The 25,751-nt window shown below is 59.9% G+C and carries 23 protein-coding genes; 13 read left to right on the top strand and 10 right to left on the bottom strand.

Annotated features, from left to right (window positions below):
• Window positions 1-5 precede the first annotated feature (5 nt).
• The gene (locus KGA88_RS20665; RefSeq protein ID WP_223593974.1) at window positions 6-5,276 is read right to left on the bottom strand and encodes a dermonecrotic toxin domain-containing protein; all 5,271 of its coding nucleotides are present in this window, start codon (window positions 5,274-5,276) and stop codon (window positions 6-8) included.
• A 248-nt stretch (window positions 5,277-5,524) separates the two neighbouring features.
• Here KGA88_RS20665 and KGA88_RS20660 point away from each other — a divergent pair, with 248 nt between their 5' ends.
• Entirely contained in the window at window positions 5,525-6,652 is a 1,128-nt protein-coding gene (locus KGA88_RS20660) for a sensor histidine kinase (RefSeq protein ID WP_110658139.1), read from the top strand.
• 125 nt (window positions 6,653-6,777) lie between these two features.
• On the opposite strand, the gene KGA88_RS20655 is transcribed toward KGA88_RS20660, so the two are convergent.
• Both KGA88_RS20655 and KGA88_RS20650 read right to left on the bottom strand, forming a co-directional pair.
• Complete coding sequence (locus KGA88_RS20655) at window positions 6,778-7,083, bottom strand: chaperone modulator CbpM (RefSeq protein WP_057712199.1); 306 nt, start codon at window positions 7,081-7,083, stop codon at window positions 6,778-6,780.
• A 27-nt stretch (window positions 7,084-7,110) separates the two neighbouring features.
• The gene (locus KGA88_RS20650; protein ID WP_223593971.1) at window positions 7,111-8,058 is read right to left on the bottom strand and encodes a DnaJ C-terminal domain-containing protein; all 948 of its coding nucleotides are present in this window, start codon (window positions 8,056-8,058) and stop codon (window positions 7,111-7,113) included.
• 297 nt (window positions 8,059-8,355) lie between these two features.
• On the opposite strand from KGA88_RS20650, the gene KGA88_RS20645 reads away from it, so the two are divergent.
• Complete coding sequence (locus tag KGA88_RS20645) at window positions 8,356-9,630, top strand: Hsp70 family protein (protein WP_110658135.1); 1,275 nt, start codon at window positions 8,356-8,358, stop codon at window positions 9,628-9,630.
• A 160-nt stretch (window positions 9,631-9,790) separates the two neighbouring features.
• Here the strand turns inward: KGA88_RS20645 and KGA88_RS20640 are convergent, their stop codons facing one another.
• The 3 genes from KGA88_RS20640 to KGA88_RS20630 all read right to left on the bottom strand — a co-directional run bounded on the left by KGA88_RS20640 (window position 9,791) and on the right by KGA88_RS20630 (window position 12,149).
• The gene (locus KGA88_RS20640) at window positions 9,791-10,804 is read right to left on the bottom strand and encodes an AI-2E family transporter (RefSeq protein WP_223593969.1); all 1,014 of its coding nucleotides are present in this window, start codon (window positions 10,802-10,804) and stop codon (window positions 9,791-9,793) included.
• A 177-nt stretch (window positions 10,805-10,981) separates the two neighbouring features.
• Window positions 10,982-11,290 carry a PsiF family protein gene (locus KGA88_RS20635; protein ID WP_110662477.1) on the bottom strand — a complete coding sequence of 103 codons (309 nt, stop codon included), beginning with the start codon at window positions 11,288-11,290 and terminating at the stop codon, window positions 10,982-10,984.
• Between the two features lie 64 nt (window positions 11,291-11,354).
• Window positions 11,355-12,149 carry an AraC family transcriptional regulator gene (locus KGA88_RS20630; RefSeq protein ID WP_223593967.1) on the bottom strand — a complete coding sequence of 265 codons (795 nt, stop codon included), beginning with the start codon at window positions 12,147-12,149 and terminating at the stop codon, window positions 11,355-11,357.
• 97 nt (window positions 12,150-12,246) lie between these two features.
• Here KGA88_RS20630 and KGA88_RS20625 point away from each other — a divergent pair, with 97 nt between their 5' ends.
• Complete coding sequence (locus tag KGA88_RS20625; protein ID WP_223593964.1) at window positions 12,247-13,122, top strand: DMT family transporter; 876 nt, start codon at window positions 12,247-12,249, stop codon at window positions 13,120-13,122.
• A gap of 14 nt (window positions 13,123-13,136) precedes the next feature.
• Here KGA88_RS20625 and KGA88_RS20620 read toward each other — a convergent pair whose 3' ends face one another.
• The 3 genes from KGA88_RS20620 to KGA88_RS20610 form a co-directional block, all read right to left on the bottom strand.
• Window positions 13,137-14,027, bottom strand: a complete 891-nt coding sequence (locus KGA88_RS20620) for an esterase/lipase family protein (protein WP_223593962.1) — start codon at window positions 14,025-14,027, stop codon at window positions 13,137-13,139.
• 96 nt (window positions 14,028-14,123) lie between these two features.
• On the bottom strand, window positions 14,124-14,429 hold the full coding sequence (locus KGA88_RS20615) for a DMT family transporter (protein WP_223593960.1): 306 nt from the start codon (window positions 14,427-14,429) through the stop codon (window positions 14,124-14,126).
• The gene (locus KGA88_RS20610; protein ID WP_223593958.1) at window positions 14,430-15,068 is read right to left on the bottom strand and encodes an FMN-dependent NADH-azoreductase; all 639 of its coding nucleotides are present in this window, start codon (window positions 15,066-15,068) and stop codon (window positions 14,430-14,432) included.
• A gap of 109 nt (window positions 15,069-15,177) precedes the next feature.
• Between KGA88_RS20610 and KGA88_RS20605 the strand changes: the two genes are divergently transcribed.
• The 3 genes from KGA88_RS20605 to KGA88_RS20595 all read left to right on the top strand — a co-directional run bounded on the left by KGA88_RS20605 (window position 15,178) and on the right by KGA88_RS20595 (window position 17,845).
• The gene (locus tag KGA88_RS20605; protein WP_223593956.1) at window positions 15,178-16,092 is read left to right on the top strand and encodes a LysR substrate-binding domain-containing protein; all 915 of its coding nucleotides are present in this window, start codon (window positions 15,178-15,180) and stop codon (window positions 16,090-16,092) included.
• Window positions 16,093-16,297: 205 nt separating this feature from the next.
• Window positions 16,298-17,077 carry a hypothetical protein gene (locus tag KGA88_RS20600; RefSeq protein ID WP_223593950.1) on the top strand — a complete coding sequence of 260 codons (780 nt, stop codon included), beginning with the start codon at window positions 16,298-16,300 and terminating at the stop codon, window positions 17,075-17,077.
• A 78-nt stretch (window positions 17,078-17,155) separates the two neighbouring features.
• A complete protein-coding gene (locus KGA88_RS20595; protein WP_223593949.1) occupies window positions 17,156-17,845 on the top strand; it encodes a hypothetical protein in 690 nt (229 codons plus the stop codon).
• 65 nt (window positions 17,846-17,910) lie between these two features.
• On the opposite strand, the gene KGA88_RS20590 is transcribed toward KGA88_RS20595, so the two are convergent.
• Complete coding sequence (locus KGA88_RS20590) at window positions 17,911-19,980, bottom strand: AsmA family protein (RefSeq protein WP_223593948.1); 2,070 nt, start codon at window positions 19,978-19,980, stop codon at window positions 17,911-17,913.
• Between the two features lie 387 nt (window positions 19,981-20,367).
• On the opposite strand from KGA88_RS20590, the gene KGA88_RS20585 reads away from it, so the two are divergent.
• The 7 genes from KGA88_RS20585 to KGA88_RS20555 all read left to right on the top strand — a co-directional run bounded on the left by KGA88_RS20585 (window position 20,368) and on the right by KGA88_RS20555 (window position 25,671).
• Window positions 20,368-20,880 carry a hypothetical protein gene (locus KGA88_RS20585; RefSeq protein ID WP_162437075.1) on the top strand — a complete coding sequence of 171 codons (513 nt, stop codon included), beginning with the start codon at window positions 20,368-20,370 and terminating at the stop codon, window positions 20,878-20,880.
• A 173-nt stretch (window positions 20,881-21,053) separates the two neighbouring features.
• A complete protein-coding gene (locus KGA88_RS20580) occupies window positions 21,054-21,686 on the top strand; it encodes a TetR family transcriptional regulator (RefSeq protein WP_110662896.1) in 633 nt (210 codons plus the stop codon).
• A 268-nt stretch (window positions 21,687-21,954) separates the two neighbouring features.
• Complete coding sequence (gene ureE, locus KGA88_RS20575) at window positions 21,955-22,455, top strand: urease accessory protein UreE (RefSeq protein WP_110662232.1); 501 nt, start codon at window positions 21,955-21,957, stop codon at window positions 22,453-22,455.
• Complete coding sequence (locus tag KGA88_RS20570; protein ID WP_223593947.1) at window positions 22,452-23,126, top strand: urease accessory protein UreF; 675 nt, start codon at window positions 22,452-22,454, stop codon at window positions 23,124-23,126. The genes ureE and KGA88_RS20570 overlap by 4 nt, the downstream gene beginning before the upstream one ends.
• A gap of 23 nt (window positions 23,127-23,149) precedes the next feature.
• Complete coding sequence (gene ureG, locus KGA88_RS20565; protein WP_103397139.1) at window positions 23,150-23,764, top strand: urease accessory protein UreG; 615 nt, start codon at window positions 23,150-23,152, stop codon at window positions 23,762-23,764.
• Window positions 23,765-23,791: 27 nt separating this feature from the next.
• The gene (locus tag KGA88_RS20560) at window positions 23,792-24,364 is read left to right on the top strand and encodes a HupE/UreJ family protein (protein WP_223593945.1); all 573 of its coding nucleotides are present in this window, start codon (window positions 23,792-23,794) and stop codon (window positions 24,362-24,364) included.
• A 173-nt stretch (window positions 24,365-24,537) separates the two neighbouring features.
• Window positions 24,538-25,671 carry an AGE family epimerase/isomerase gene (locus KGA88_RS20555; protein ID WP_223593943.1) on the top strand — a complete coding sequence of 378 codons (1,134 nt, stop codon included), beginning with the start codon at window positions 24,538-24,540 and terminating at the stop codon, window positions 25,669-25,671.
• The last annotated feature ends 80 nt before the right edge of the window (window positions 25,672-25,751 follow it).

Raw genomic sequence — 25,751 nt, 5'->3', positions numbered from 1 at the left:
TGTGGTTATTGAGTGGATAAAATCCGCAGCCGGTCCAGTTTGGCGCGAATCATCGCTTCTCGGGTCAACGTTTTCAGTTGCTCCGTGATTCGCCCGTCGATGTCATTCAAGGCTTGAAAATACGCCTCGTCCGTCATGATCTGGCCATCCGCGAAATCACTTTCACTTTTGCCCAGTTCGCGGCAAAGCGCTGTTATTTCTACCTCCACATCCGCTTTTTCCTTTGCCGTGAGCCGTGCGCCTTCGGCCCTGCGCTGCAACGCATCCTGCAAATCGGTGGTGGCATCGATCTGGTGTTTCAAGCCATTCAATTCCTCGCGGTAAGTCGACTCCAGCCAGGTTTTCCAGAGTGGTTGCTCGAAGATCCGTTCGATCAGCAGATCACCCTCCTCCAACGCCTTGATCCGCTGGAACGCTGCCTCGATCAACTCTTTGCTGACCTCGGCGATACCACGAAACTGCATGCCCCGAGCCTGCCATGGCAAATCCAGGCGCTCAGCCAGATCGGTCATGTAGGCCAGGTGCACTTCCACTTCATCGATAGTGCCGGTCACCTCGCCATCGGCGCCGGTCCGACGCAGCTGCTCTCCCTTCGCCAACCGCTCGGACACCCGGTGACGGGCGATGGCGCCGAGTTCATCGAGCCGGGATTTGCCCAGGGCCAATTCCAGCAATTGTGTTTCGATCAAGTCCGCTCGCTCCAGGGCGTAAGCTTCGTGGACCAACACCTGCACGCCCATGGCGTTGAACAGCTGCGTGCCGCCATCCACGCATCGGGCGGGAACTGCAGCTTCGCCGAACAGATTGACTCGAAGTTCAGTGTCGCTGGCCATGGCCTCAAGCATGCGCCAGACCTTGGCCGTCAGTTCCGTTTGATAGGTGCCGCCGGCCTTGAAGTCGGCGGACTCGGTGAGCCTGCGGACTTCGTTGAAAAACGGCACCGAATCGAACTCATCCTCGACTGCGTTCCAGGCTTGCTGTTTTTCCTGCCATTGCCGCTCGGTCATGCCCGCCGCCCAGTCCGAACTGTCGAGCACGCCACGGGGCGGATAAGGACGCTCCGGGTCCATGCCGACCGACTCGATGTAAGACTTCAGGATGTCGAGGTTTTCCGCCGAGATCCACTCTGGCTCACGGCTGATCACCGTGCGTGCCAGCAACTCGGCGCGAAACGATCCGGGTGCAACTTCCGGTATCCGGCTGATGGGATTGCGGCTCAGTTCAATGAAAATACTGCGTGGCCGCGATTGAGCAAACAGCCCGACAGGCCAAGTGTCCAGACCGGCATCAGTCAACACCAGCACCTGCAAATGCGGCATCCGACTGACATCCGGTATGAGCTTCAATGGATTGCCGCGCAGCCCCAACGCCCTCAAGCGCGTCAGATTCTTCAGACGATCCACCGCCAGTACATCCAGTTCAATGCGGTTGTTGTTGAGGGACAGATCGGTGAGATGACGCATGTCCTTCAGCACTTGCGGAACGGCCGTCAGCAGATTGTCTTGCAGGTTGAGATAGCGCACTTGGCGGAACGAATCGAGAAAAGGCATGTGCTCGACACCGAGCCCGCAGTTGCGCATGGTCAGGCTGGTAACGTGACTGAAGTCGGCCTCCAGCCTGGGCAGCGTCTCCAGATGCCGGCCCAAGTGAGCAATGTTGTCCAGCACCAAGGCTTGCGGCCGCATTATCCCCGCAATCTGTACCCCTTCCGGTCCCGTTCGCTGCAAGCACTGCCTGAGCGCCGCGTAAAACCTGTTTCGCGAAACCCACTCCGCAACACCCGCCGGGGAGAACCGAAAGGAGGCCGTCGGTGAGTTCATCCAGCGTTGCATGTCACGGTTGAATTGATTGAACGCGCTCTCCCGAGCGGTGAGGTTAGCCTCCACCGATCCATCGTTCTGACTGAACTGCGTCAGTCGCGTTTCAATTTCTTCATCTGTAAAACCCGGATGTAACGCACGCAGCCGATGTCGATATCCCCGCCCTCGCGGCACCTGTCGTGCGTAGCCGGGCATGCCGCCACGCAGACGCATGGCCTTTGGGTCGAAGGCCGGTTTGACGTTGGGGTTGTCCCGCAGGACGGGCTCGAACAGCGAACGCTCCAGTGGCCGGGACCTGATCGCTTGCTCAAGCCTCGAGCCTTCGTGGATCTCGAAGCCCAGGGCCTTGCGCGGCGAGTCGGGCAAGGCGTGCAGGACCGACGCATAAAAATCGTCGGCGCCGTGCAGTTGTTGATCTTGCGCGTCACGCGCCTCGTAGCGCCCGTCCTCAGCCAGCACCAGGACCTTGCGCACCGATGCATCCTCCGCACCGATACTGTCCTTCAATACGCCGTTCAAACCGTACTCGCGAACTTCCAGGCGCAGGTCCGACGGCCAACCCGGCAGGGTTTCCAATGAGTGCAATTGCAAGTGCAGGGTATCGCTGTTGTGCAGCGCGTCGAGGTAAAGGCCCTCATAGGCCCGCGTCACGCGCAGTTGCTCTGAGGCTTCCCGGGCTTGTTGGGCGAGCCTCAGGGGCACGCGCTTTTTCTCCGCCAGATACTTCACATCCGACGGGTCTGCGCGCTGTAGAAGTTCTTGCGCCTGACGGGTCGAGAGTTCGGCCCAGTCGTTCTTGAGCAGGTTCACTGACGAGTCTGTCGAGCGCGTACGGCGCAAGTACAGCAAATCGAACAGGCGCTTTTTCTGCCCTCGTGCGTGCTCGGCGAAACGATCGCGCAGGGCCTCGATCCGCGCTTCCCGATCACTGGAATACCATTCCCCCAACATTTCACGCAGCGCCTGTTCATCAAGAAACTCGACCACACGCTCGGGCAGCTTGCCGCCAAGCAGCTCCTCCCAGGTCAACTGCAACGCATTCACCGCTGTCGCATCGGCAAAGCCTTCCTTGATCCTTGCACCTTGCAGCCCTGGCTTCTCGAACACCTCGATGGCTTTGTCGCCTGGCCAGCCCGGCAACTCCGTCATGAAACGCACAGCACAATCGGCCCATTCCTCGCCCACCCGGTTGCCCAGGATCTCGTCCACGCAGCCCGCCGCATCGACATCGGCCCTGTAGCGCGTGAGTGTGTCGCCAAGCAGCGCGGGCGGGGTTTCATGATCGACATGCAGCCTGCGCAGTGCATTTTCATGCACGCCACTGGCGGTCAGGATCTGCTCCAGGGCCTCATCGGAGATCCCGTCCACCGAAGCGCCCAGCCGCCTGAGCAACTGGCGCTTGTCCCATTCGAGTGGCTGGTCGAGTTCGGTCTTCCAGGTGCCGGCGCCATTGTGTTCCAGCAGCGGCTGATAAGTGTCGGCGCGGGTCGGGTGTTGCAAACGATGCTCGCCGGTGCCCGGGTCTTGCTTGACCCCATAGCATTTGTCATCAAGGCGCAGCAGGTCCTGATCCTGATGTCGATACAGCCCTTGATCGCCGGCCTGTGCCTCTTCAGGCAACACGATTGGTTGCTCATAAGGGCCGAGGTCCGGGTTCCATAATCGCGTCTTGCCGCCAACCTCTACGGGCTTGAGGCCCTCGACAAATGACGAAACCTTGACTGGCGCGACACTGGCGCCCGGCAACACATGGCCGGCCCCCATGAGCGCCAATTGCGCGAAGTTGATCAATACCCCGTTGAAGTAGGCAGAGGCTTCTTCTTTGTCACCCTTGCTCCAGTCCTCGACCCCTTCGGCCACCTCGGCGAGCATCTGCGCGACCATGATGCCGAGCATGGCTTCACCCAGGCCGGGGACCAGCATTGCGGCAAAATTGAACACATTCCAGCCGATTGAAAGGTAACTGGTCAGGCGCTTGAAGCGTGCGTTGGCATCCTCGTCGTCGGTTGGTACGGCAATCAGCCGGGCATCGGCGATGGCCTTGTCGCGCCGCTCCAGAAACAGCGTGACCCACAGATCATCCGCGATCTGGTTAGTGACCGGTTCCGCATCGGGATTTTCGACCGCTGTTTCACGCCACCACGGGCCCATGTCCAGCGGTTCGCGCTCATGCCAGGTGACGGTCGTCAGACGCTCTTTGACCCGGGTGAAAAACAGCCCTTTGTCCTTTTGCGCCACAAAGCGGCTGAAAAAGGACTGGTAATCCGTACTTCTCAACTGCCCCAGGAGCACCTTCATGAACGCGGTGAGCGAGGGATACTCCTTCAAGGGATGGTCTGGATCGTCCGGGACATAGGCGATCAATGGGCCGCTCAATCGGCTCTGCTTAAATATATCTTCGCGGCGCAACAGCTCATCGCTCAAACCTTGCGGCCCATTGGCAAAGAAGGCCTGCAGCAGTTTGAATTTGTCGTATTCCTGGCCTGGCAGAACAGGGATGCGGCGCGACCAGTTTATCCAGAAGCTCAACAGGGTCGGCGTCAACGCTTTAACTTCGCGCTCTATTTGCGATGGATCGCTGACCGCACTGAACAACACAATACCGGTCAATCGACAGCCCATCAGCGACAACCGATGACACTGCAAAGGCAGCTCGTACAGCGTGATGTTTGGCTGCCCCTCACGCATCTGCCCCAGTTTGCCGTAGGCATGATCACTGATGTCTCCCTTCAAACGGGCAATCAGTGCGGCCACATGAAAGGCGGCCTTTTCACTGGTGACCGAATCCTTTTGCAGGGTTTTTCGTGCCTTTTCGGTACCAGGCGACAAAACGGACTTGATGTGCCGTTGGTATTGCCCGCCGATGTCGAGGCTGCGGCACAGGGTTGCAAACGCCGGGAGGCTGATGGCCGGTTCAAGGCTGAGACTGCCCTGATTGTCCTTGCGGTAAATACCGGAACTGTTTCGAAACGCACCTTCGGCGGTTTCAGCTTCCTCAAAGTTGTGCAGCGCCGCCTCCAGTAATGTGGACTGCCGGACACGGCTGGCACCGATGTCGATGACGAAGCCGATGGTGCTGGGCACTTCGAGCTGTACAGTCAGTTCGCTGATTCGTTCGACCGATGGGTAATTCGCCTGCAATTTCTCACTGACCAGCGGTTCGGCGAAGGCCTGGATGTCGTCCTGCAAGTTACCCAGGGTCTTGTCCAGTACGCCTTGTGCACGCCAGCGCTCGTCGATCAATTGCTTCAGGTACTGGCGGTCAATGACCCGTGCTCCGCTGAACCAATCTGGAATCGCGGGCTTGCGGGTTTCGAGGGATTTCAGCCTGGCTAGCGGGGCATTTTTTATGGCGCCCGGTATCGCGTCAAACACACGGCGAAAATGCACGCCGTTGTGTTCGCCGCCCGCGGCTTCAATCGTTTGCTGTGAATGGCTTCCATGCAATTCAGACACTGCTTCATCACCTTGATGGCTGGATGGGAGCCCACAGGTTCAACAACTTTGCCCTCAAACAAAAGTGCAAAAAACGGTTGGACCAGCCCTCGAAAAGGGCTCCCATCGTTCGAAAATCAAAGAGCCTTCAACACATAAGTACCGCCATGGAGGCGTTGGTTTATGCCACGGCATGAGCGGTCGTGTTTTTTCCGGCAAAGGGACTACTATTCGATTCGCTGCCCCCGATTCATGCCCAGGTAACCGCCATGCGTCTTTCCGAATTCATCGTGTCGCACGTTGATCGCATCGTCGATGAGTGGGAGCTGTTTGCCGAAACCATCACTCCGGCCGCCGAGACCATGGACAGCGTCGCCTTGCGCGACCATGCCCGGTCGATCCTGCTGGCCGCGGCCCGGGACATGTGCAAACCCCAGACACCCTCCGAACAAGCGGCCAAGGCACGCGGTGAAGGGCCGGAAAAAACCCCGAGCCTGAACGAGGCCGGGGCCAGCCATGGCGAATTGCGCCATACCGTGGGTTTTGACCTGGTGCAGATGACCAGTGAATTCCGTCATTTGCGCGCCTGCGTCATCCGCCTGTGGGTCAACAGCCTGCAATCGCCTGACTTGGCCTACTTCCAGGACATGATCCGTTTCAACGAAGCCATCGACGAAGCGCTCGCCGAGTCCACCGCCACCTACGCCGAAATGGTCAATCGCTCGCGGGATATCTTTCTGGCGATCCTCGGCCATGACCTGCGTGCGCCGTTGCAAGCGGTGAGCATGTCCACCGAATTACTCCTGCGCAAAGCCGCCCTCGAGGGTGATGCACTCAAGTGCGCGATCAATATCCAGCGCAGTACCGGGCACCTGGCGGTGATGGTTGGGGATTTGCTGGAACTGGTGCGTAGCCGCCTGAGCAAGCGCCTGCCGATCGAACCGGCGCCCATGGACATGGCCGATGCGGCACGGGAAGCGATTGCCCGGGCGTGCGCCGGTCAACCGGAATGCGATCCGACCCTGGATGTACAGGGTGACACCCGCGGCACCTGGGACCCGCGCCGGCTGGATCAGATGCTGCAAAACCTGATCGGCAATGCCTTGCAGCATGGTTCCAGCAAACGTGAAGTGAAGCTATGCCTCAAGGGCGAGGCCGACAGCATTCGACTGACCGTGCACAACGATGGCGTCCCGATTCCCACCGATGCGATCCCGACCATTTTCGACCCGCTGGTGCGCAGTGCCAGCGAAGAACTCGGTGAGCCCACGACCAGCCTTGGCTTGGGGCTGTTTATCGTCAAGGAAGTGGTCGACGCCCATCAGGGGACGATTGAAGTCAGCTCCAGCGAGATGGATGGCACGATGTTTACCGTGGTGTTGCCGAGGAAGGTGTGAGGTCGGGAGACTGCGTTATCGTTCTTCGCGAGCAAGCCCGCTCCCACATTTGAAATGCATTCCCCTGTGGGAGCGGACTTGCTCGCGAAATCGGCCTGACAGGCCCTGCAAAAGCCACAGCATACCTACTCGACCACCAGCCGCCCCAACCGCTGCTTCAACATCCGGTTCTCGGCCCGCAGTTGCTGGACTTCCTCAAGCAGGTCCAGCGCCAGGGCGACGCCTTCCCATTCCAGGTCAAGGTCGCGCCGCAGCTTGGCGGCGCGCTTGGCCAGGGTCAGCTCGTAGTCGTTGAAAACCCAGTCCTTGGGCTGAGCGCCCTGAGGTTCGAGGATGCCGTGTTCGACGATTTCGATCACGTAGACGTCCGACAGCTCGGTCGCCTCACAGAATTCTGCCATGTCCAGTTGAACGATCAGGGGACTGCTCATTGTCAGTGACTCCTTGGTTCTAAGGGATCAAAAATTCTCACGCGGATCGAATGCCGCTTTTTTCGCCAGCTCCTGCCACAGGGCCTTGGTGTCTTCGTCGGACTTCTTCGGCATCACGGCCTTCAGTTGCACGAACAGGTAACCGCGCTCACCGGCCTTGTTCATCAGGCCGTGGCCCTTGGCGCGCATGCGCTGGCCGTTCTGGCTGCCGGCCGGGACCTTGAGGTTGATCTTGCCGGTCAGGGTCGGCACGGCGACTTCAGCACCCAGCGCCAGCTCCCACGGAGCCAATGGCAAGGTGATGATCAGGTTCTCGCCTTCGACGTCGAATTTCGGGTGCGGTGCGAAACGGATCGTCAGGTACAGGTCGCCATTGGCCCCGCCACCCACACCCGGAGCGCCCTGCCCCTTGAGGCGAATGCGCTCGCCGTCGGTCACGCCGGCGGGAATCTTCACGTTCAGGCTCTTGCTGGTGTTGCTCACATGCTGGCCGGCCGCGTTGTACTGCGGTACCTGGAAGGTGACCTTCTTCGATTCGGTCGACAGTGTTTCTTCGAGAAAAACCCCAAGTTCCATTTCCACGTCCTGCCCTCGACGTCCGGTGCTGCGACGCGACTGTTCTCCACCACCAAAGCCTGGCCCACGGTTGCCGAATATCGAACTGAAAAAGTCCGAGAAATCGCCCGTGTCCTGGCCGCCACCACCGAAACCACTACGGCTCTGCCAGCCTGGTGGTCCCTGGAACGGCTGGCCGTGCTGGCCATAGCGGCGCAAATCATCGTATTCGGCGCGTTTGTCGGCGCTTTTCAACGCTTCATAGGCTTCCGAGGCGTCCTTGAACTTGGACTCGGCATCCTTTTCCTTGCTGACGTCGGGGTGGTATTTGCGCGCCAGCTTGCGATAGGCGGCCTTGATCGCCTTATCGTCTGCGGTCGGTTCCACACCGAGAATCTTGTAATAGTCTTTAAAGTCCATCGCGGGAATCACCATCCGTTATCAAATCGCGCCACAGGCCACAGCATGCGCTTGTTTGCAGCCATTGGTCCGACCGATCTCAAGTTTGTGACCGGCTGGCGCAGCAGAAGTTTATCGGCAGCAGGCGGGGCTTCTTGCGAGCACTCCCGCGGCTGTCCGGTTGATGCAGGGTAGTTTGGGGAGAATGTCCCATCTTTCAAGGCATTGTTTGCGAAGAATTAGCAGATAACCGGCCTTCGAATCTGGCGCGCTCTGACATACACTGCGCGGCCGTTTTTTAACCGGAACCTGAAAGACATGAACAACGCATCTCCAGCCCGTGCCGTGGGTATCGACTTTGGCACGTCCAACTCCACCGTCGGCTGGCTGCGCCCCGGCATGGAAACGCTGATCGCGCTGGAGGACGACAAGATCACCCTGCCGTCGGTGGTCTTCTTCAACATCGAAGAACGCCGCCCGGTGTACGGCCGCCTGGCGCTGCACGAGTACCTGGAAGGCTACGAAGGCCGCCTGATGCGCTCGCTCAAGAGCCTGCTGGGCTCCAAGCTGATCAAGCACGACACCAGCGTCCTCGGCACGGCGATGCCGTTCAAGGACCTGCTCGGGCTGTTCATCGGCCAGCTCAAGAACCGCGCCGAAGCCGCCGCCGGTCGGGAATTCGAAGAAGTGGTGCTGGGTCGTCCGGTGTTCTTTGTCGATGATGATCCGATGGCCGACAAGGAAGCCGAAGACACCCTGGTCGATGTGGCGCGCAAGATCGGCTTCAAGGAAGTCTCCTTCCAGTTCGAACCGATTGCCGCGGCATTCGACTACGAGTCGACCATCGAGAAAGAAGAGCTGGTGCTGATCGTCGACATCGGCGGTGGTACCTCCGACTTCTCCCTGGTGCGCCTGTCGCCGGAACGTCGCGCTGTGGATAACCGCCAGGACGACATCCTCGCCACCGGTGGCGTGCACATCGGCGGGACCGACTTCGACAAACAACTCTCGCTGGCCGGCCTGATGCCCCTGTTCGGCTACGGCAGCCGGATGAAGAGCGGCGCCTACATGCCCACCAGCCACCACATGAACCTGGCGACCTGGCATACGATCAACTCGGTGTACTCGCAGAAGTCCCAACTGGCCCTGGGCAGCATGCGCTATGACATCGAAGACACTGGTGGCATCGACCGCCTGTTCAAGCTGATCGAGCAACGCGCCGGGCACTGGCTGGCCATGGAAGTGGAAGAAACCAAGATCCAGCTGACCCACGCCGACAACCGCCACGTGCCGCTGGATCGCATTGAAGCGGGCCTGAGCGTGGACTTGAGCCGTGTACTGTTCGAGTCGGCCATCGACAATCTGCTGGAGCGGGTGCGCAACAGCGTCACCCAATTGCTGACAGACGCCGACGTGCGGGTCGATCAGGTGGATACGGTGTTCTTTACCGGTGGTTCGAGCGGGATTCCGGCGCTGCGCAACAGTGTTTCGGCGATGTTGCCGAATGCTCGGCATGTGGAAGGGAATATCTTTGGCAGCATCGGCAGTGGTCTGGCGATCGAGGCTGCCAAGCGTTACGGCTCGATGGACTGATCCGAAATCTCTGTGGCGAGGGGGCTTGCCCCCGTTGGGCTGCGCAGCAGCCCCGAAATCAGACACCGCGTACAGTCAGATTTGTTGATTCAAACTGACTGCGGTTGCTGCGCAACCGAACGGGGGCAAGCCCCCTCGCCACAATCAGATCAACAGCGGATCAAACCATCCCCACCTGCTTCAACTCACTCTTCAGATACGCGTAGTAAATCGGCCCCGCCACCACCCCCGGCAGGCCGAACGCTGCCTCGAACACCAGCATCGCCAACAGCAACTCCCACGACTTGGCACTGATCTGCCCGCCGACGATGCGCGCGTTGAGGAAGTATTCGAGCTTGTGGATGAAAATCAGGTAACCCAACGCCGCCATGGCCACCCAGATCGACAGCGACAGACCGACGATGGTGATCAGGGTGTTCGACATCAGGTTGCCGATCACCGGCAGCAGGCCGAGCAGGAACGTCAGGACGATCAGGGTCTTGGTCAGTGGCAGCTTGATGCCGAACATCGGCAGCACCACGGCCAGGAAAATCCCGGTGAAGAAGGTGTTGAGCAGGGAAATCTTGATCTGGGCGAACACGATGTTGCGAAACGCCTGGACCAGCAGGTGCAGGCGATCGAACAATGCGGCGGCCAATGGCTTGCGCTTGGTCAGGTCCGGCACACGCTGCAAGGCGATGATCGCACCCAGCACCATACCGATCAGCAACGTCACAAACATGTGCGCTGCGTCCTTGCCGACCAGTTGCAAATCGCTGAGGTGCTTGCTGACCCATTCGCCAATCGCCACGCGGAACTCGGCGGCACTGGCCGGCAGATAGGCGTCGATGAACGGCGGCAGTTGCCCGCGTGCGCGGTCGACCACCCCCATGAACTTGTCGAGGGAAGCGCCGGGGTTTTCCGCCTCGTGCAGCAGGAAGCTGATGGCGCCGGCAAAGATCAGCGACAGTACGCTGACAATCAGAGTCCCCAGCAACGCCACCGCCAGCCAGCGCGCACGTCGGCCCTCGATCAGTCGTTGCAGTTGCGGGGTGAGCATGTTGACCAGTTCGAACACCAGCAACCCGGCGAGCAGGCTCGGCAGCAACCGCAGCGGCAGGACCAGCAGCAGCCCGCCAAAAATGATGACCCAGCTGATGACCAGCAAAACTTGACGCTGAGAAAACGTTGGCATACAGCCTCAACAACGAACGGCATAAAAAGGATTGGCAGTCTGCCAGCGATCCGGGGCGAGCACTAGGATTGTGTGGGGCGACCTGTAGGAGCTGGCTTGCCAGCGATAGGCTCACCACGGTGACCTGATACGCCGCGTCATTTTCATCGCCGGCAAGCCGGCTCCTGCAAGTGCAGATTATTTTTTCTTCAGGCAATCACTCATGAACGCCTTGCGCTCGTCACCCTTGAGGGCTTTGGTGGCAGCGTCGGCGTTGCAGGTTTTCATTTTCTCCTGCTGTGGAGTCAGGGCCTTGCCGGCATCGTTTGCCGCCGGAGTAGCCTTCAGGCACGTGCTCATAAAGGCTTTGCGCTCGTCGCCCTTGAGGCTCTTGGTCGTGGCGTCGGCGTTGCAGGTAGTCATCTTTTCCTGTTGGGCTGTGGCGGCGAAGCCCTGGGAACAGAGCAGCAAACCGATCATCAACAAAGGGACGCGCATTAGCTTCATGGAGTTTTCTCCTTGTTGCCGCACCGAAGGACGCGGCCTCGTACTGGAGTGTAGACAACCCCTGTTACACCTTCCTGTTCTCCAGGTGACTGCGTCGATATTGCTCCGGTGTGCATCCGGCCTGGCGCTGGAACATGGCGATAAACGCCGAGCCGGTGCTGTAGCCCATGTCGAAGGCGATTTCCTGAATGCGGCGCTGACTGTCCAGCGCTTCGATCGCCGCCAGAAACCGCAGGCGCTGGCGCCACTCGCCGAAACTCATGCCCAGCTCCCGCACGAACTGCCGCGCCAGGGTGCGTTCACTGACATGGATGCGTGCGGCCCATTGCGACAGGGGCCGGTTATCCCCGGGCTCGGCCTGCAACGCCTCCAGGATCCCCAGCAGTCCGGGGCTGCTGGCGTAGGGCAGATAGCACTCGTGCACCGGAGCCTGTTGCAACTGGTCCACCAATACCTGGGCCAGACGCTGGTCGGCAACCTGTTCGGGGATTTTCACGTCGCGGGCGGCGAAGTCCTTGAGGATCGCCTTGAGGATGTCGCTGATGGCCAGGGTGCAGGCGCGCGATGGCAGATCGGCGCAGACCTTGGGTGCCAGGCAGACGGCGCGGTAGTTGACCGGCTGGTGGCTATAGAAACTATGCTCGATCTGCGGCGGCACCCACACCGCGTATTGCGGTGGCGACATGAAGCGACTGCCGTCGACGTCCATGTGCAGCACGCCGTGGGCGGCATACTCCAGCGTCCCCCAGGGATGCCGGTGGGGCGCGGCGTATTCATGGGCGTCGAAATCGGCGTAGCGGAAGTACACCGCCGACGGCAGCTCGCTGAAATCCAGCAGGTCGATGTGTTTACTGCTCATGCTGTCCGTCATCAGGGGCCGGTTGTCTGGATCGAAGTATAGGCTTGTATCCAGACAAGCGGATAATTGCCCTTCATTAACGTTCTGGTTTTTCCCGATGCAATACGCTTATCCCCTGCTGGCCATTTTCATCTGGGCCGGCAACACCGTGATCACCAAAATGTCGGCCGGGGCGATCTTCCCCGCCGAGATCGGTTTCTACCGCTGGCTGCTGGCCGGGTTGCTGTTCACGCCCTTCATGCTCAAACCGGTGCTCACCCATTGGCCGCTGATCCGCCCGAACCTGGGCAAGGTCTTTGTCCTTGGTGTTCTCGGCATGGCGGTGTATCAAAGCCTGGCGTACTTCGCCGCCAGCCTGACCTCGGCCACGAACATGGGCATCATCCTGTCGCTGATGCCGCTGATGTCGCTTGCCATGGCGATCATCAGCCTCGGCCAGCGCCTGACCATGGGTGCCCTGGCCGGTGCGGTGCTGTCATTCACCGGCGTCCTGGTGGTGGTGTCGTCCGGCAGCCTTGGCGCACTGCTCGAACATGGGGTCAACCTGGGCGACGCGATGATGCTGATCGCCACCCTGGCCTACGCGATCTACAGCACCCTGTTGAAAAAATGGCAGCTGAAACTGCCGCCGCTGGTGCTCCTGTATTTGCAGGTGCTGGTGGCCGTGGTGGTGCTGTTTCCGTTGTTCCTCGCCTCACCGAAAATCGGCCCGACCCTGCAGAACATTCCGCTGGTGCTGTATGCCTGCCTGCTGGCTTCGATGGTCGCGCCGCTGGCGTGGATGCAGGCCGTGGTGCGTTTGGGGCCGAGCCGGACCACGCAATTTTTCAATTTGCTGCCGTTGATTACCGCCCTGATCGCGGCGGTGGTGCTGCATGAGCAGTTGGCGCTGTATCACCTGGTGGGCGGGGTGTTGACCTTGGGTGGGGTGATTGTTTCGGAGCGTTGGACGACGGTGTTGGGGCGCACTTAGCTTTTTGTGGCGGTCTACAGCCCTGCCGCGTTCAGTCGCGCCGCATGTTCGACAAACAAGCGAATCGGCTCGGCCCCCTTGCCCACCAGCCCCAGCGACTGGTTGACGATGTCGAAGTGATCCAGCGGATACTCATCGCCAATTACCGTGCCCAGGTGCGAGCTGTAGCGCCCGACCATGCCATCGCAATGCCCGGCTTCGCGGACGAAGGTTTTGGCGAACAGCCGGCAGCTGCGGTTGGTGCCGTCCAGCAGATTGCGCCCGCGATCGGTAATGCCCGGTTGCAAGGTGCCGGACCAGGAGTAATAGCGCACGCCATTGACCTCTTCCGGCCCGTGACCGCCCCAGGTTTCAGGCAAGCCCTGTGGATAACGCTGGTTGAACAGCGCCACGCCAGCGGTGGTAAGGGAGTGGTGTGACGCATGGATATCCACCGGCAGCCTCGGCCCGCGGTAACCGGTATCCAGCCACCCCATCAGCGCGCCGATCACCCGCAGCAAAAAGCTCAGCAGACGACCACGTGCGCTGTCATGGGGGTAATGCTCGTGCAGGTAATCGGCGAGTTCCGAACCGTGATTCGGCCCCGCTACCGAAGTGACCGAGGCGATCAGGTCCGGGCGTTTGGCCGCCGCATAACGGGCGGCCAGCGAACCCTGGCTATGACCGATCAGGTTGACCTTGGCGGCCCCGGTTTCGCGCAGGATTTCGTCGATACGCGCCAGCAGTTGCTCGCCGCGCACTTCGTTCGAATTAAGCGGCGAGACCTGCACGGCGAACACCACCACACCGGCGCGGCGCAGCGCCTCGACGATCCCGTACCAGTACGGGTAAAGCACCAGGCGGATGAACCCGAGCATTCCCGGGACCAACACCAGCGGGTAAAGCGGGGCAGAACCTTGGGACATGGGCGGACATCCTTGTGGTCGGGTGGTGACGCAAGGCGGGATGCAAGACATCCGCCAAGCATCGCCAGCGAAGATGACAAGTCTATGTCATGCGCCCTACTTCAACCCCGCCACACCCGCGACGATCAGCCCGACCGAGACCAGTTTGATCACGCTCAGGCTTTCGCCCAGCAGTGCGAAACCGAGAAACACCGTGCCCAGCGAACCGATGGCGGTCCAGATCGGGTAGGCGATGCTCACCGGCAACTCACGCATGGCCAGGGTCAGGAAGTAGATCCCGGCCACAGCGGCCACCACCGTGATCACCGAAGGCCAGGGCCGGGTGAAGCCCTCGGCGTACTTCATGCCCATGGCGAAGGTGACTTCGAACCCGGCGGCGATCAGCAGAAACAGCCAGGCCATCTAGAACTCCCCGGCCAGCGCCAACAAGCGCTGTTCGGCCTCGGCGGAGGATATTTCGAAGGTGCGCTCGGCGGACTCCTCACCCTCGGCAGCCACCACGGTGACATCCGTGATGCCGATGAACCCGAGTACCGTGCGCAGTAGCTTGTCGGCATGGTTCATCGCTTCCAGTTCACCTCCCGGGCTAAAACCGAAGCCGCCACGGCTGGTGATGATCAGGGCTTTTTTACCCTGCACCAACGGTTGGTACTGGGCCACGCCATTGTCCAGGGTGTGATCGAACGTCAGGCCGACCCGCACGATCTGGTCGATCCAGGCCTTGAGGCCACTCGGAACGCTGAAGTTGTGCATCGGCGTGGAAATCAGCAACACATCGTGGCCAAGCAGTTCGCCGACCAACTCGTCGCTGAGCGCCAGATCGGCCTGCATCGACAACGGCCGAGCGTCGGGCTCGGGGTAAAACGCGGCGGCCACGAATGCCTCGTTGACCGGTGGAATCAGCGCCCGACCGACTTCGCGTCGGGTCAACTGTGAGTGTGGATAACGGGCCTGCCAGGCCGACAGAAATACTTCGGCCAAACGGCGCGAGTGCGAGCGATCACCACGGGGACTGGCATGAACGGCAAGAATTTTACTCATCTGAATCTCCTCAGGGTTAAACTCAAACGGCTTGTGGCTTGCAGCTTGAAGCTCACCACCGTTCTCGTTCAAATGAGCAGAAATCAGTCTGGATGAATCTATTTCATCCATGGAGTGTTCAATGTTTGCTTCGTTGCCGTTGACCGCCCTGCGGGCCTTTGAATCCGCCTCCCGCCTGTTGAGCTTCAAGGCCGCCGCCGAAGAACTGTCGGTCACCCCGACGGCGGTGTCCCATCAGATCCGCTCGCTGGAGAGTTGGCTCGGCGTGCCATTGTTCGAGCGCCTGCCACGTCAGGTGCGCCTGACTGAATGCGGCGAACGGCTGTTCCAGAGCCTGCACGGGGCCTTCCTCGAAGTGGCGCAAAGTGTCGATACCCTGCGCCCGCAACGCAGCAGCGCCAACCTGACGGTCTCCACCACCGCGGCCTTTGCCGCGCTGTGGCTGGTGCCACGGTTGGGACGTTTCTACGCCCGGCACCCGAACATCAGCGTGCGCCTCGATACCCATTGCGAAGTCATCGACCTGCATCAGGACGCCAGTGTCGATCTGGTGGTGCGCTATAGCCTCGACGATTACCCGAACCTGTACGGCCAGTGCCTGTTCGATGAGTCCTTCGGTGTCTACGGTTCGCCGGAACAGGTGACCTTGGCGTCGAGTCGCACACCGGTGCTGATCAGCGTGCGCTGGCACAACTCCAAGCTCTATGCCCACGGCTGGGAAGCCTGGTGTGCGCGATCCGGTGAAACATGGCTGAACGGCCAGCCCGCCGTGCGTGAATACGACGAAGAGCACTACGCCCTGCAAGCGGCGATTGCCGGGCAAGGCCTGGTATTGGCGAGCAATATTCTGGTCTCGGAAAGCGTGGCCAGCGGGCTGTTGTTGCCGTACCGGGGGGAAATTCAGGTCGATGGCGCCGGCTACAGCGCATTGTGTGTGCCGGGGCGTGAGCGGCATCCACCGGTTCGGGCGTTTTTTGCGTGGTTGCGTGAAGAGGCATTGTTGTCCGGGCATGCGGTGCGCTGAGCGGAATCGACAACAGTTCAAATAGTTTTTAGTTGAGCAATAACTTTAGATTGCCCCGCACACTAAAAACAACCACACACCACCAACACTAAACACAACTAAAAAATCCAAGTTACAAACCTCAACTAGACTTTAAGAATAATGGAATTATCCTAACAACTCCAGCCAACCGGCTATTCACACAAACAAGTAAAGGATTACTTTTATGCTACTTGAACAACGACTGGAATTCATTGACTCCCTGCCGTCCTTACCGATCCAGATACAGCGTTCGGCATTTTACTCTGATTCGCTTTCAAATGAACCTGAGCACGACATCAACAAACCAACCGCCAGTGTAATGCCCGGCACTATCGACGCCTTCCTGCCCGGCGTTTCGAAGGAAAACATCAGCGACATCAACTTGTGCAAACTCGTCATGCAGAACGCGGCCACCAAAAAATTCCCCGAAGATGCGCAACTTTTCGAATGGTACCGCTACTATGTCGACGGCCTGAGCAAACTGGGCTGGGTGACGCAAAACAGGAATATCCAGGAAGTCACCATCCGGAAAGTTGGCCTGACGATGGATCAGGTTGCGCTCGAAGTGACCGCAGGGTTGATTGGCGGCAATGCTGCAAAGGTTCTGGCTGATGTTGCTAAAAAGACCGTCGAAGCAGTGCAGAAAAATCCCGGCGCCATTCAGTTGTTTGATCGTAACCAAAAGCTGGGCAAGCAGGCGAAATTCGACATTGCACCGATCTGGGTGGACAACAACATGCAACCGAATATGGTCCTCAACTGCATTTCCCTGGATGCAAGGGAGAGCACCCGCGGCATTCTGTTCTGGAAGTCGACCCAGCAGTCCACCACAATAAAAACCGGCGCTGTTCGTACTTACCTGGACAGCAAAGTTTTTTCCGGCCTGCGCGATGACCTGTACAACAAATTCAGCGCGACCGGCAAGAAGTACATTATCGATATGCCTGACCTCGATGAAATGTAACCGCCACCAACATGTTTAAATCGGCCTAACCTTCCGATTTAAACAACTTTTTGTGCACACTTTCGCGCAGGACAACACATGAAAAATATCATTTTCGACACTTGGCTAATTAATGGAAACATAACAGTTTTTTGTGGATCGCACGAAGACAGCTTTAAAAAAGACATCTTATCGTCCAGCCTGTTTGGCGAACTGGTAGCGTCAAAAAAAAGCGATAACCCTGTGGTTTCCTGGCCAACTTATACAGCTACCGTTCAAAAAATTGGCTGGATGGGTAATAGCCGAGGGAACCAGCGCCTCGACTTTGAAAACAGCAGTCTGTTGAGTCTCATTGGAGAATGCGCAGGGAGTACCTTGTCAAAAGATGAACGGCAAGCGCTCACCAATGCATGGGGTCACCTGACAAATCTCCAGCCTGACTCACCAGCGATCAGGGCAATCGTCGAGAAACTTCAAAGAAACGCTACCGTGAGTGAATCCAACCCCCATGCAACGGCTTCAACGGCTGCATTGCTCACAATTATTCGCAACGATAAAACCGTAGTCACCCTGCAAGTGACATTCGAAACGACCCACGAGCTGGAAAGCGAACTACTCGTCCAGCCTGTACTGAACGCCATCAATAACGACCAGACCAACAGTTGGCAGTTGTGCTGTTTACTGGATGAGCGTTATTACAATGAGATACGAGAAGATGTTCTCAAGAAACTCGGGTGCAAAATTGAAACAAAACTGCTGCACATCCCTGCCCCCCCCGACTTGAACTGAAAGATCGAGCCTGCAATACGTTCAAACGCCCCGAATCGGGGCGCTTGAACTGTTCACCGGCACCCTCAGTTTTTTACCGTCTTGGGCGCCTTGCCCATCTTCATCTGCTCCAGCAACGGCGCACACTGATTCGGCTCGCCACCACTCGGCGCCACCAGCGCCAACAACCCGGCCGCCGGTGCGGCGATCACCCCCAGTGCCACCATCCCGGCCCCGCGCAACATCAATGGCACGGCCTTGACCCCCGCATCGGGCTTGATGAACTTGCCGCGCACATACAGTGGCGAGCGCAATGAAATCAGGCGCCAACCCTTGGATTCCGGGGTGATGGTCAGGTCCAGTTGTTCGGTCGCCATGTTCGCGGTGCCATCGATGTAGACGACTGCGTTCTCGGTGTCGAACACAAACAAGCGGGTACTGGCCAGGCCGGACTGGATGCCGAAGTCGGCGGCCGCGCAGTTGATCTTCACTTCCTTGTCGCCAAAGATCTTGCCGACCACATAGTTACCGACGTTCAAACCCGCCAACTCCATCAATTCGCGACTGATGGCGCCATCGTTGATGAGCATTTTCAGATTGCCGTTGGCGCTGCCCAGCAGCTTGGCCACCGAGTTGCCGCGCCCGCTGATATCGGCATCGCCGTTGAGTTCGCCGAAACTGGTTTTCATTGGCTCAAAACCGGGGAACAACTGTTTGAGCTTGAACCCGCGCGCGGTCAGTTTTGCCTGGCCTTCCAGTGGGTCGGTGTGTCCGTTCAGGCGAATCTGCGCATCCAGCTTGCCGCCGGCCACGCCGAAGCGCAGCGGCTCGAGACTGAGCACGCCATCGGTGAGCACCAGATGGGTATAGAGGTCGTTGAACGGCAGTTTTTCACTGTGCACGATGCGCTTGCCGGTGAACTCGACATCGGCGTCCATATCGCGCCAGCGATCGGTCTTGAACTCTTCGACCGGCAGCACTTTGTCCGCCGGTTGTTTGCTGTCACCGCCACGGGCCTTCTGTTTGGCGTTGGAATCGGCACCAATCAGCGGCGCCAGATCGGCGAACAGCAGTTGATTGGACAGCAGCGAGCCGCTGAGTTTTGGCCGTGGCTGGCTGGCGACATAGGTCAGATTGCCGTGGATGTCGCTCTCGCCGATCTTGCCGTTGAATTCTTCATAGCGGAACACCGCGCCACCGGTTTCATGCAGCTTGGCGATCAGATGGCCGTCGGTGGCATAGGGAGGTGTGTCCGGCAGGATCACGCCGGTCAGCGGGTAGAGGTTGCCCAGGCTGGTGCCGGCCAGTTTCAGGCGCAGGTCCAGAGCGCCGAGATTCAGCGGATCGGTCAGGGTACCGGCCAATTCAACGCTGGAATCAGCAATCCTCACCTGTGCCTGGAGCGGAAACGGCCGCGCCGCGTCCTGCAGCGCCAACAGCCCGCCAATCTTGCCCTGGCCCGCGAGTTTCTGGCCGTGGTACTGGCCGTTGACCTTGAGGGCGAACGCATAATCCTGGGGTGAGGAGCCCTTTTCCTGCGCGGCTTTCGCCGCTTTATCACCGACGATATCGCTGAACGGGATCGGTTTGCCCAATGGATCGATCAGCACATCGAGTTGAGTCTTCAGACTCTGATCGTCGAGGGTGACGTGGCCCTTGTCGAAACCGATCGCGCCGATATCCACCACCCAGCTGGATGGCTCTGCGGTCGGGTCTTTAGGGTCGAACTTGAACGTCCAGTTGGCACGCCCGTCAGCCAGGCGTTGCAGCTCGGCATTCGGTTCGGTGAGATCGATACGCGGGATCACCACCCGCTGCGCCAGCAATGCCAGGGGTGAAATACGCAACTCGACTCGCTTGAGGGTGACCATCTGCGCTTGCTTCGACCAGTCCGGATTACCCAGGCTGAGGTCCTCGGCCACCACATGGGGCCACGGCACCCAGGCGCGCCAGCCGCTTTCATCGGGCTCGGGCCGCCAGACCACCGACAGATTGCCGTTGATGGCAAAAGCGCGGTGCAGTTCTTCGGAAACTTTGGCGTTGAGCGGCGGTTTGATCCGGTTCCAGTCGAAGAACACGATGATCAATACCAGCACCACCAGCAAGGTCAGAAAAGTGGAAAGGGTCCAGACAAACGTCTTTTGAGTGCGCGTCATTGCACAGGGCTCCTGATACGACTGAGCGCCCCGACTGCGACGCACATGTGAAACGGTGAGCCGGAAGCGGCTCGCCATGAAGTCTACGACTGATAAAAGCCCGGCAGGTTTAATCGAAAGACCGATTTCGCCGAATTCGACCAGTCCAATACTGACCCATCAGTCATTCAGCGTTACCGGCCCCGCACTTCTGCATGGCACAGGTGAGTCGAAAATACCCAAACCGGTGCAAGACAACTCGCCGGAAACGCCCGTTCTAGAGCCTGCGCAGCAAACAATCAATTCCGTTGATTATTACCATTGCGTTTATGAACTTTTATATCGACTTATCGAGAGTAGCATTGCCCTCGTACCCACTTTTTCGCCCTCCCAAGGAGCAAAACAATCATGAAACGCCAACTACTGCTTAGCCTTACCCTCTCGATGCTGGCCAGCACTGCTTTTGCACTGCCTGCCGCTGACCAGGCGACTCCTCAAGTGAAAGACAGCCGCTCGGTGTTCAGCCAAACCGTCGCCGCCGATGGCTCGGACCGCACACCTCAAGGCCAGACCCTTGCCGAAGGCGGTAACGATCGCCTGAAAGAAAAAGGCCTGATCACCCAGGATGGCTCGGACCGCACGCCACAAGGCCAGACCCTGGCTGCCGATGGTTCCGATCGCACTCCACAAGGTCAAACCCTGGCTGCCGATGGTTCCGATCGCACCCCACAAGGTCAAACCCTGGCTGCTGATGGTTCCGATCGCACCCCACAAGGTCAAACCCTGGCTGCTGATGGTTCCGACCGCACTCCACAAGGCCAGACCCTGGCTGCTGACGGTTCGGATCGCACTCCACAAGGTCAAACCCTTGCTGAAGGCGGTGGTGACCGTGTGATCGAACGCAACAGCGCCCTGAGCTAAGCCCCATGGCCGCCCTGAAAAAAAGCCCAATCCCCGGATTGGGCTTTTGACTTTTCAGCGGTCCGCTTGATAGATATCGCACCTCCCCGCTTGATCCCCCCTACAGTCGTTCGACGCCGGCAAAGCCGATTTGCTAGAGTGCGCCGCGTCCCCATCCAGAAAACGCCCTTGCGATGCTGCCCCGCGCCGAACAGAAACAACAGACCCGTAACGCCCTGATGGACGCTGCCCGGCGCCTGATGGATGGCGGCCGAGGATTCGGCAGCCTGAGCCTGCGCGAAGTCGCGAAAACCGCCGGCATCGTACCGACCGGTTTCTATCGCCATTTTGCCGATATGGATGAACTGGGCCTGGTGCTGGTCAGCGAAGTCGGCCAGACATTCCGCGAAACCATTCGCCTGGTACGGCACAACGAGTTCGTGATGGGCGGCATCATCGATGCCTCGGTGCGGATCTTTCTCGACGTGGTCAGCGCCAACCGTTCGCAGTTCCTGTTTCTCGCCCGCGAGCAATACGGTGGTTCGTTGCCGGTGCGCCAGGCCATCGGCCGCTTGCGTGAAAACATCAGTTCGGACCTGGCGGCGGATTTGTCGCTGATGCCAAAACTGCAGCATCTGGACATCGACGACCTGAGCGTCATGGCGGACCTGATCGTCAAAAGCGTGTTCGCCACCCTGCCGGACATCATCGATCCGCCAGCCGAGGCCTTGCCCGAACACCTGACGCCCCAGGCGAAAATCACCCAGCAGCTGCGGTTTATCTTTATCGGCCTCAAGCATTGGCAAGGGCTGGGAAGCACCGAATAAACCCGTGGGAGCGGGCTTGCTCGCGAAGGCGCCAGCACATTCAGCATTCATGTGACAGACACTCCGCTTTCGCGAGCAAGCCCGCTCCCACACTGAACCTCACCGCCTCAACTTGGTGCGCAAATCAAAAACAGCGCACCAACTTCATCCAAAAAGCCCATCACCTCGCAACTTATCCGACCTATCCCACAGCCATTTCCTACACATCGCGTCGATTGGCAAGCCCCTTGCTCTAGCCTGAGCATTGTCCATAGCTGGAAGCCTTCCGATGCTGGTGATTCATCGCAGAATCGACCCTCAACCCCTTTGGGCCGCCGAACTGCACCTGACGTTCGAGGCCCGCAGCAAAAGCCGTTTGCGCTGTTTCAGTGCCGAGGGCGAGGACGTCGGGTTGTTTCTGGAGCGCGGCCAGCCGCCGTTGTTTGACGGCGAATACCTGCAAGCCGAAGACGGGCGAATCGTGCGTGTCTGCGCCCGCCCCGAACAATTGCTGCACGTCACCTGCGCCAATGCCTTCGAACTGACCCGCGCGGCCTATCACCTGGGCAACCGCCATGTCGCCCTGCAAGTCGGCAGCGGCTGGTTACGCCTGCTCGACGACTACGTGCTCAAGGCCATGCTCGAACAACTCGGCGCCCATACCCAGAACATTGAAGCACCGTTCCAGCCGGAACATGGCGCCTACGGCGGTGGACATCATCATTCGCGCCATGGCGATGAAGACTTCAACTACGCGCCGAAACTGCACCAGTTCGGCGTACGTCCATGAACCCGGCCTGGGCGCTGCTGCGCCTGGCCAGTCCACAATTGCCGATTGGCGGCTACAGCTACTCCCAAGGGCTGGAGATGGCTGTGGATAACGGCCGCGTACACGACCCCGACAGTGCGCGACGCTGGATCAGCGATCAGTTGCTGTTGAATCTGGCGCGCTTCGAAGCGCCGTTATTGCTCGCCCATTGCGTGGCCGCCAGCGAGGACAACTGGGACGAGTTGCTGCAACGCTGCGAAGAACACCGCGCCAGTCGCGAAACCCGCGAGTTGCATCAGGAGAGCCGGCAGATGGGCTACTCGTTGCAGCAATTGCTCAACGGCTTGCCGGAGCTTGACGCTGCGGCTCGCGCATTTCTCGAACAACGCACCGAGCCCCACCTGGCCCTGGGTTGGGCGTTGGCCGCGCGTGCCTGGCAGATCAGCCCGCAAGACGCTCTGGCCGCGTGGCTGTGGAGCTGGCTGGAAAACCAGCTGGCGGTGCTGATGAAAACCTTGCCATTGGGCCAGCAAGCCGCCCAGCGCCTGACCAGCGAACTGTTGCCGCTGCTTCAACAAGCTCAACACAACGCCACGCAAATCGATCCCGACCATTACGGCAGCGCCGCTTTCGGCCTGTCCCTGGCGTGTATGGCCCATGAGCGCCAATACAGCCGCCTGTTCCGTTCCTAGGGCCCCTTGTTTTGGAGAATCACATGAACACACAACCCCTGCGCGTCGGCATCGGCGGCCCGGTCGGCTCCGGCAAAACCGCCCTGACCCTGGCCCTGTGCCTGGCCCTGCGCGAGCGCTACAACCTGGCCGTCGTCACTAACGACATCTACACCCGCGAAGACGCCGACTTTCTGGTGCGCAACGAAGCCCTCGCGCCCGAACGCATCATTGGCGTGGAAACCGGCGGCTGCCCGCACACGGCCATCCGCGAAGACGCCTCGATCAACCTCGAAGCCGTGGATCAACTGAACCGCCGCTTTCCGGGCCTGGACCTGATTCTGGTGGAGTCCGGTGGCGACAACCTCTCCGCCACCTTCAGCCCGGAACTGTCCGACCTGACCATCTACGTGATCGACGTTTCGGCCGGCGACAAGCTGCCGCGCAAGGGCGGACCGGGGATCTGCAAGTCCGACCTGCTGGTGATCAACAAGATCGACCTCGCGCCGCTGGTAGGGGCGTCGCTGACGCTGATGGACAGTGACACCACGCGCATGCGCAACGGCAAGCCGTTCGTGTTCAGCAACCAGAAAACCGGCCAGGGTCTGGAACAGATCATCGCCTTCATCGAACGCCAGGGCTTGCTGACCGCGGCCTGATCACGATTTCAACAAGGAAGCTTATCCATGACACTCAAACGCATTCTCGGCGCCCTGGCCCTGCTGCTGACCCCGGCCCTCGCCTTCGCCCACCCGGGGCACGGCGACAACGGTTTGATCGCCGGTATAAGCCATCCCCTTGGCGGTCTCGACCACTTGCTGGCGATGCTCGCGGTCGGTCTGTGGGCCGCACAGCAACAAGGCGCCGCACGCTGGGCGCTGCCGTGCACCTTCGTCGGCACCCTGCTGATCGGCGGATTGCTGGGTTTTGAAGGACTGAACCTGCCGGGGCTGGAGAGCGGGATTGCTACGTCGGTGCTGGCGCTGGGCCTGGCGGTTGCGTTGGCAGTGCGTCCACCGTTGGCGATGGCGGTAGGGGCGACGGCGTTGTTTGCGCTGTTCCATGGCGTCGCGCACGGACTGGAACTGCCCGACATGTCGAGTCCCTGGACCTACGCCACAGGTTTTGTCGCGGCGACCGCGGTGTTGCACGCGGCGGGTTATGCGCTGGTGCGAGTGTTGCCGCAGGCGGCGGCACCCTTGGTGCGACTGGCCGGCGCGGGTTCGGCGGCGACCGGGGTGTGGTTGCTGGCAGGTTAATTCTCTAGCGCCTTCCACGGCCTCTTCGCGAGCAAGCCCGCTCCCACATGGGTGCTGTGTACACAACTCCATTGTGGGAGCGGGCTTGCTCGCGAAAGCGGCCTGACAGACACCACCCCTCTCAGGCCTGCTAACATGTCGCGCAATCGCCCCTGCCGTGACGACGCCAGCCAATGCCGCCTGTTTCCCGCTCCGCCTCTCAGCCTGAACTGACCGCCCTGTTCGCCTCGGTGCAACAGCACTTCCTGAACGTCATCGTGCCGCTTTGGCAAGGTCCGGGTTGGAACGCCGACATGGCGTTGCCCTACGAGGCGCTGGATGCCGAACACCAGCCGCTGCCACCGCAACGCTATCGGGCCATGGCCTGTGCGCGGCAGTTGTATCTGTTTGCCAGCCTGATCGATCAGGTGCCGGGCGCCGAAGAGCGTGCCGCCGCCTTGTTCCGCTCGTTGCAACGGCACTTCCACGATGCCGAGCACGGTGGCTGGTTCTACAGCGTCGATGCGCAAGGTTCGCCGCTGGATCAGCGTAAAGACCTCTATACCCACGCCTTCATCCTGTTCGCCTGCGCCCATTACTGGGACAAGGTCCGCGAGCCCTTGGTCGAGTCGGTACTCAACGCCTCGCTGGAAGTGATTGCGCAGCGTTTCGCCACGGACGACGGTCTGTACGAAGCCACGCTCGACCGCGACTGGGCATCGCTGGACAGCGGCCCTTTGCAAAACCCGCTGATGCACCTGGCCGAAGCGTTCCTCGCCACTCTGTCGGTGCGTGAGGACCTCGACGTGCAACACGCGCTCGTCGAGTTATGCACAGCCATGCACGCGCGGTTTATCGATCCGCAGCACGGCGTATTGATGGAAAAGCCGCTGGGGTCTGTGGATAACTGGTTTGAACCGGGGCACCAGTTCGAATGGTATTTCCTGCTGGAATCCTCGGCGCTGTTGCGCACTTCGACGCTGCACGCCGATCTGGAGCGGGCCTTCGCCTTTACCGAGCAAGTGGGCGTCGAAGAGCAGACTGGCGCCGTACGGGCGATGCTCGACCTTGAATCGGATGGCGGCGTGCGGGACGCCACGCAGCGTATCTGGGCCCAGGCCGAATACCTGCGCGCGTTGACGCTGCGCCCGGACAGCGAAGCGGCTGTTCTGCGTCAATTGCAGGCATTGCAGCAACGCTCGCTGCATACCGGCGGCTGGTTTGAGTGCCGTGACGAGCACGGTGAAGTCAGCCGCCGCGACATGCCGTCGACCACGCCTTATCACCTGGCGACCTGTTATCACGGGTTGGCGGAATATCTCGGCTGACTTTGTGGCGAGGGGGCTTGCCCCCGTTCGGTTGCGCAGCAACCGTGTATTTGCAACAAGAAATACCCGGGAACCAGGTT

Source organism: Pseudomonas sp. A-R-19 (genome assembly GCF_019956575.1).
Lineage (GTDB): Bacteria > Pseudomonadota > Gammaproteobacteria > Pseudomonadales > Pseudomonadaceae > Aquipseudomonas.
The sequence above is the reverse complement of the archived record's forward strand: the minus strand, read 5'-3'. Positions and strand labels throughout refer to the sequence as shown.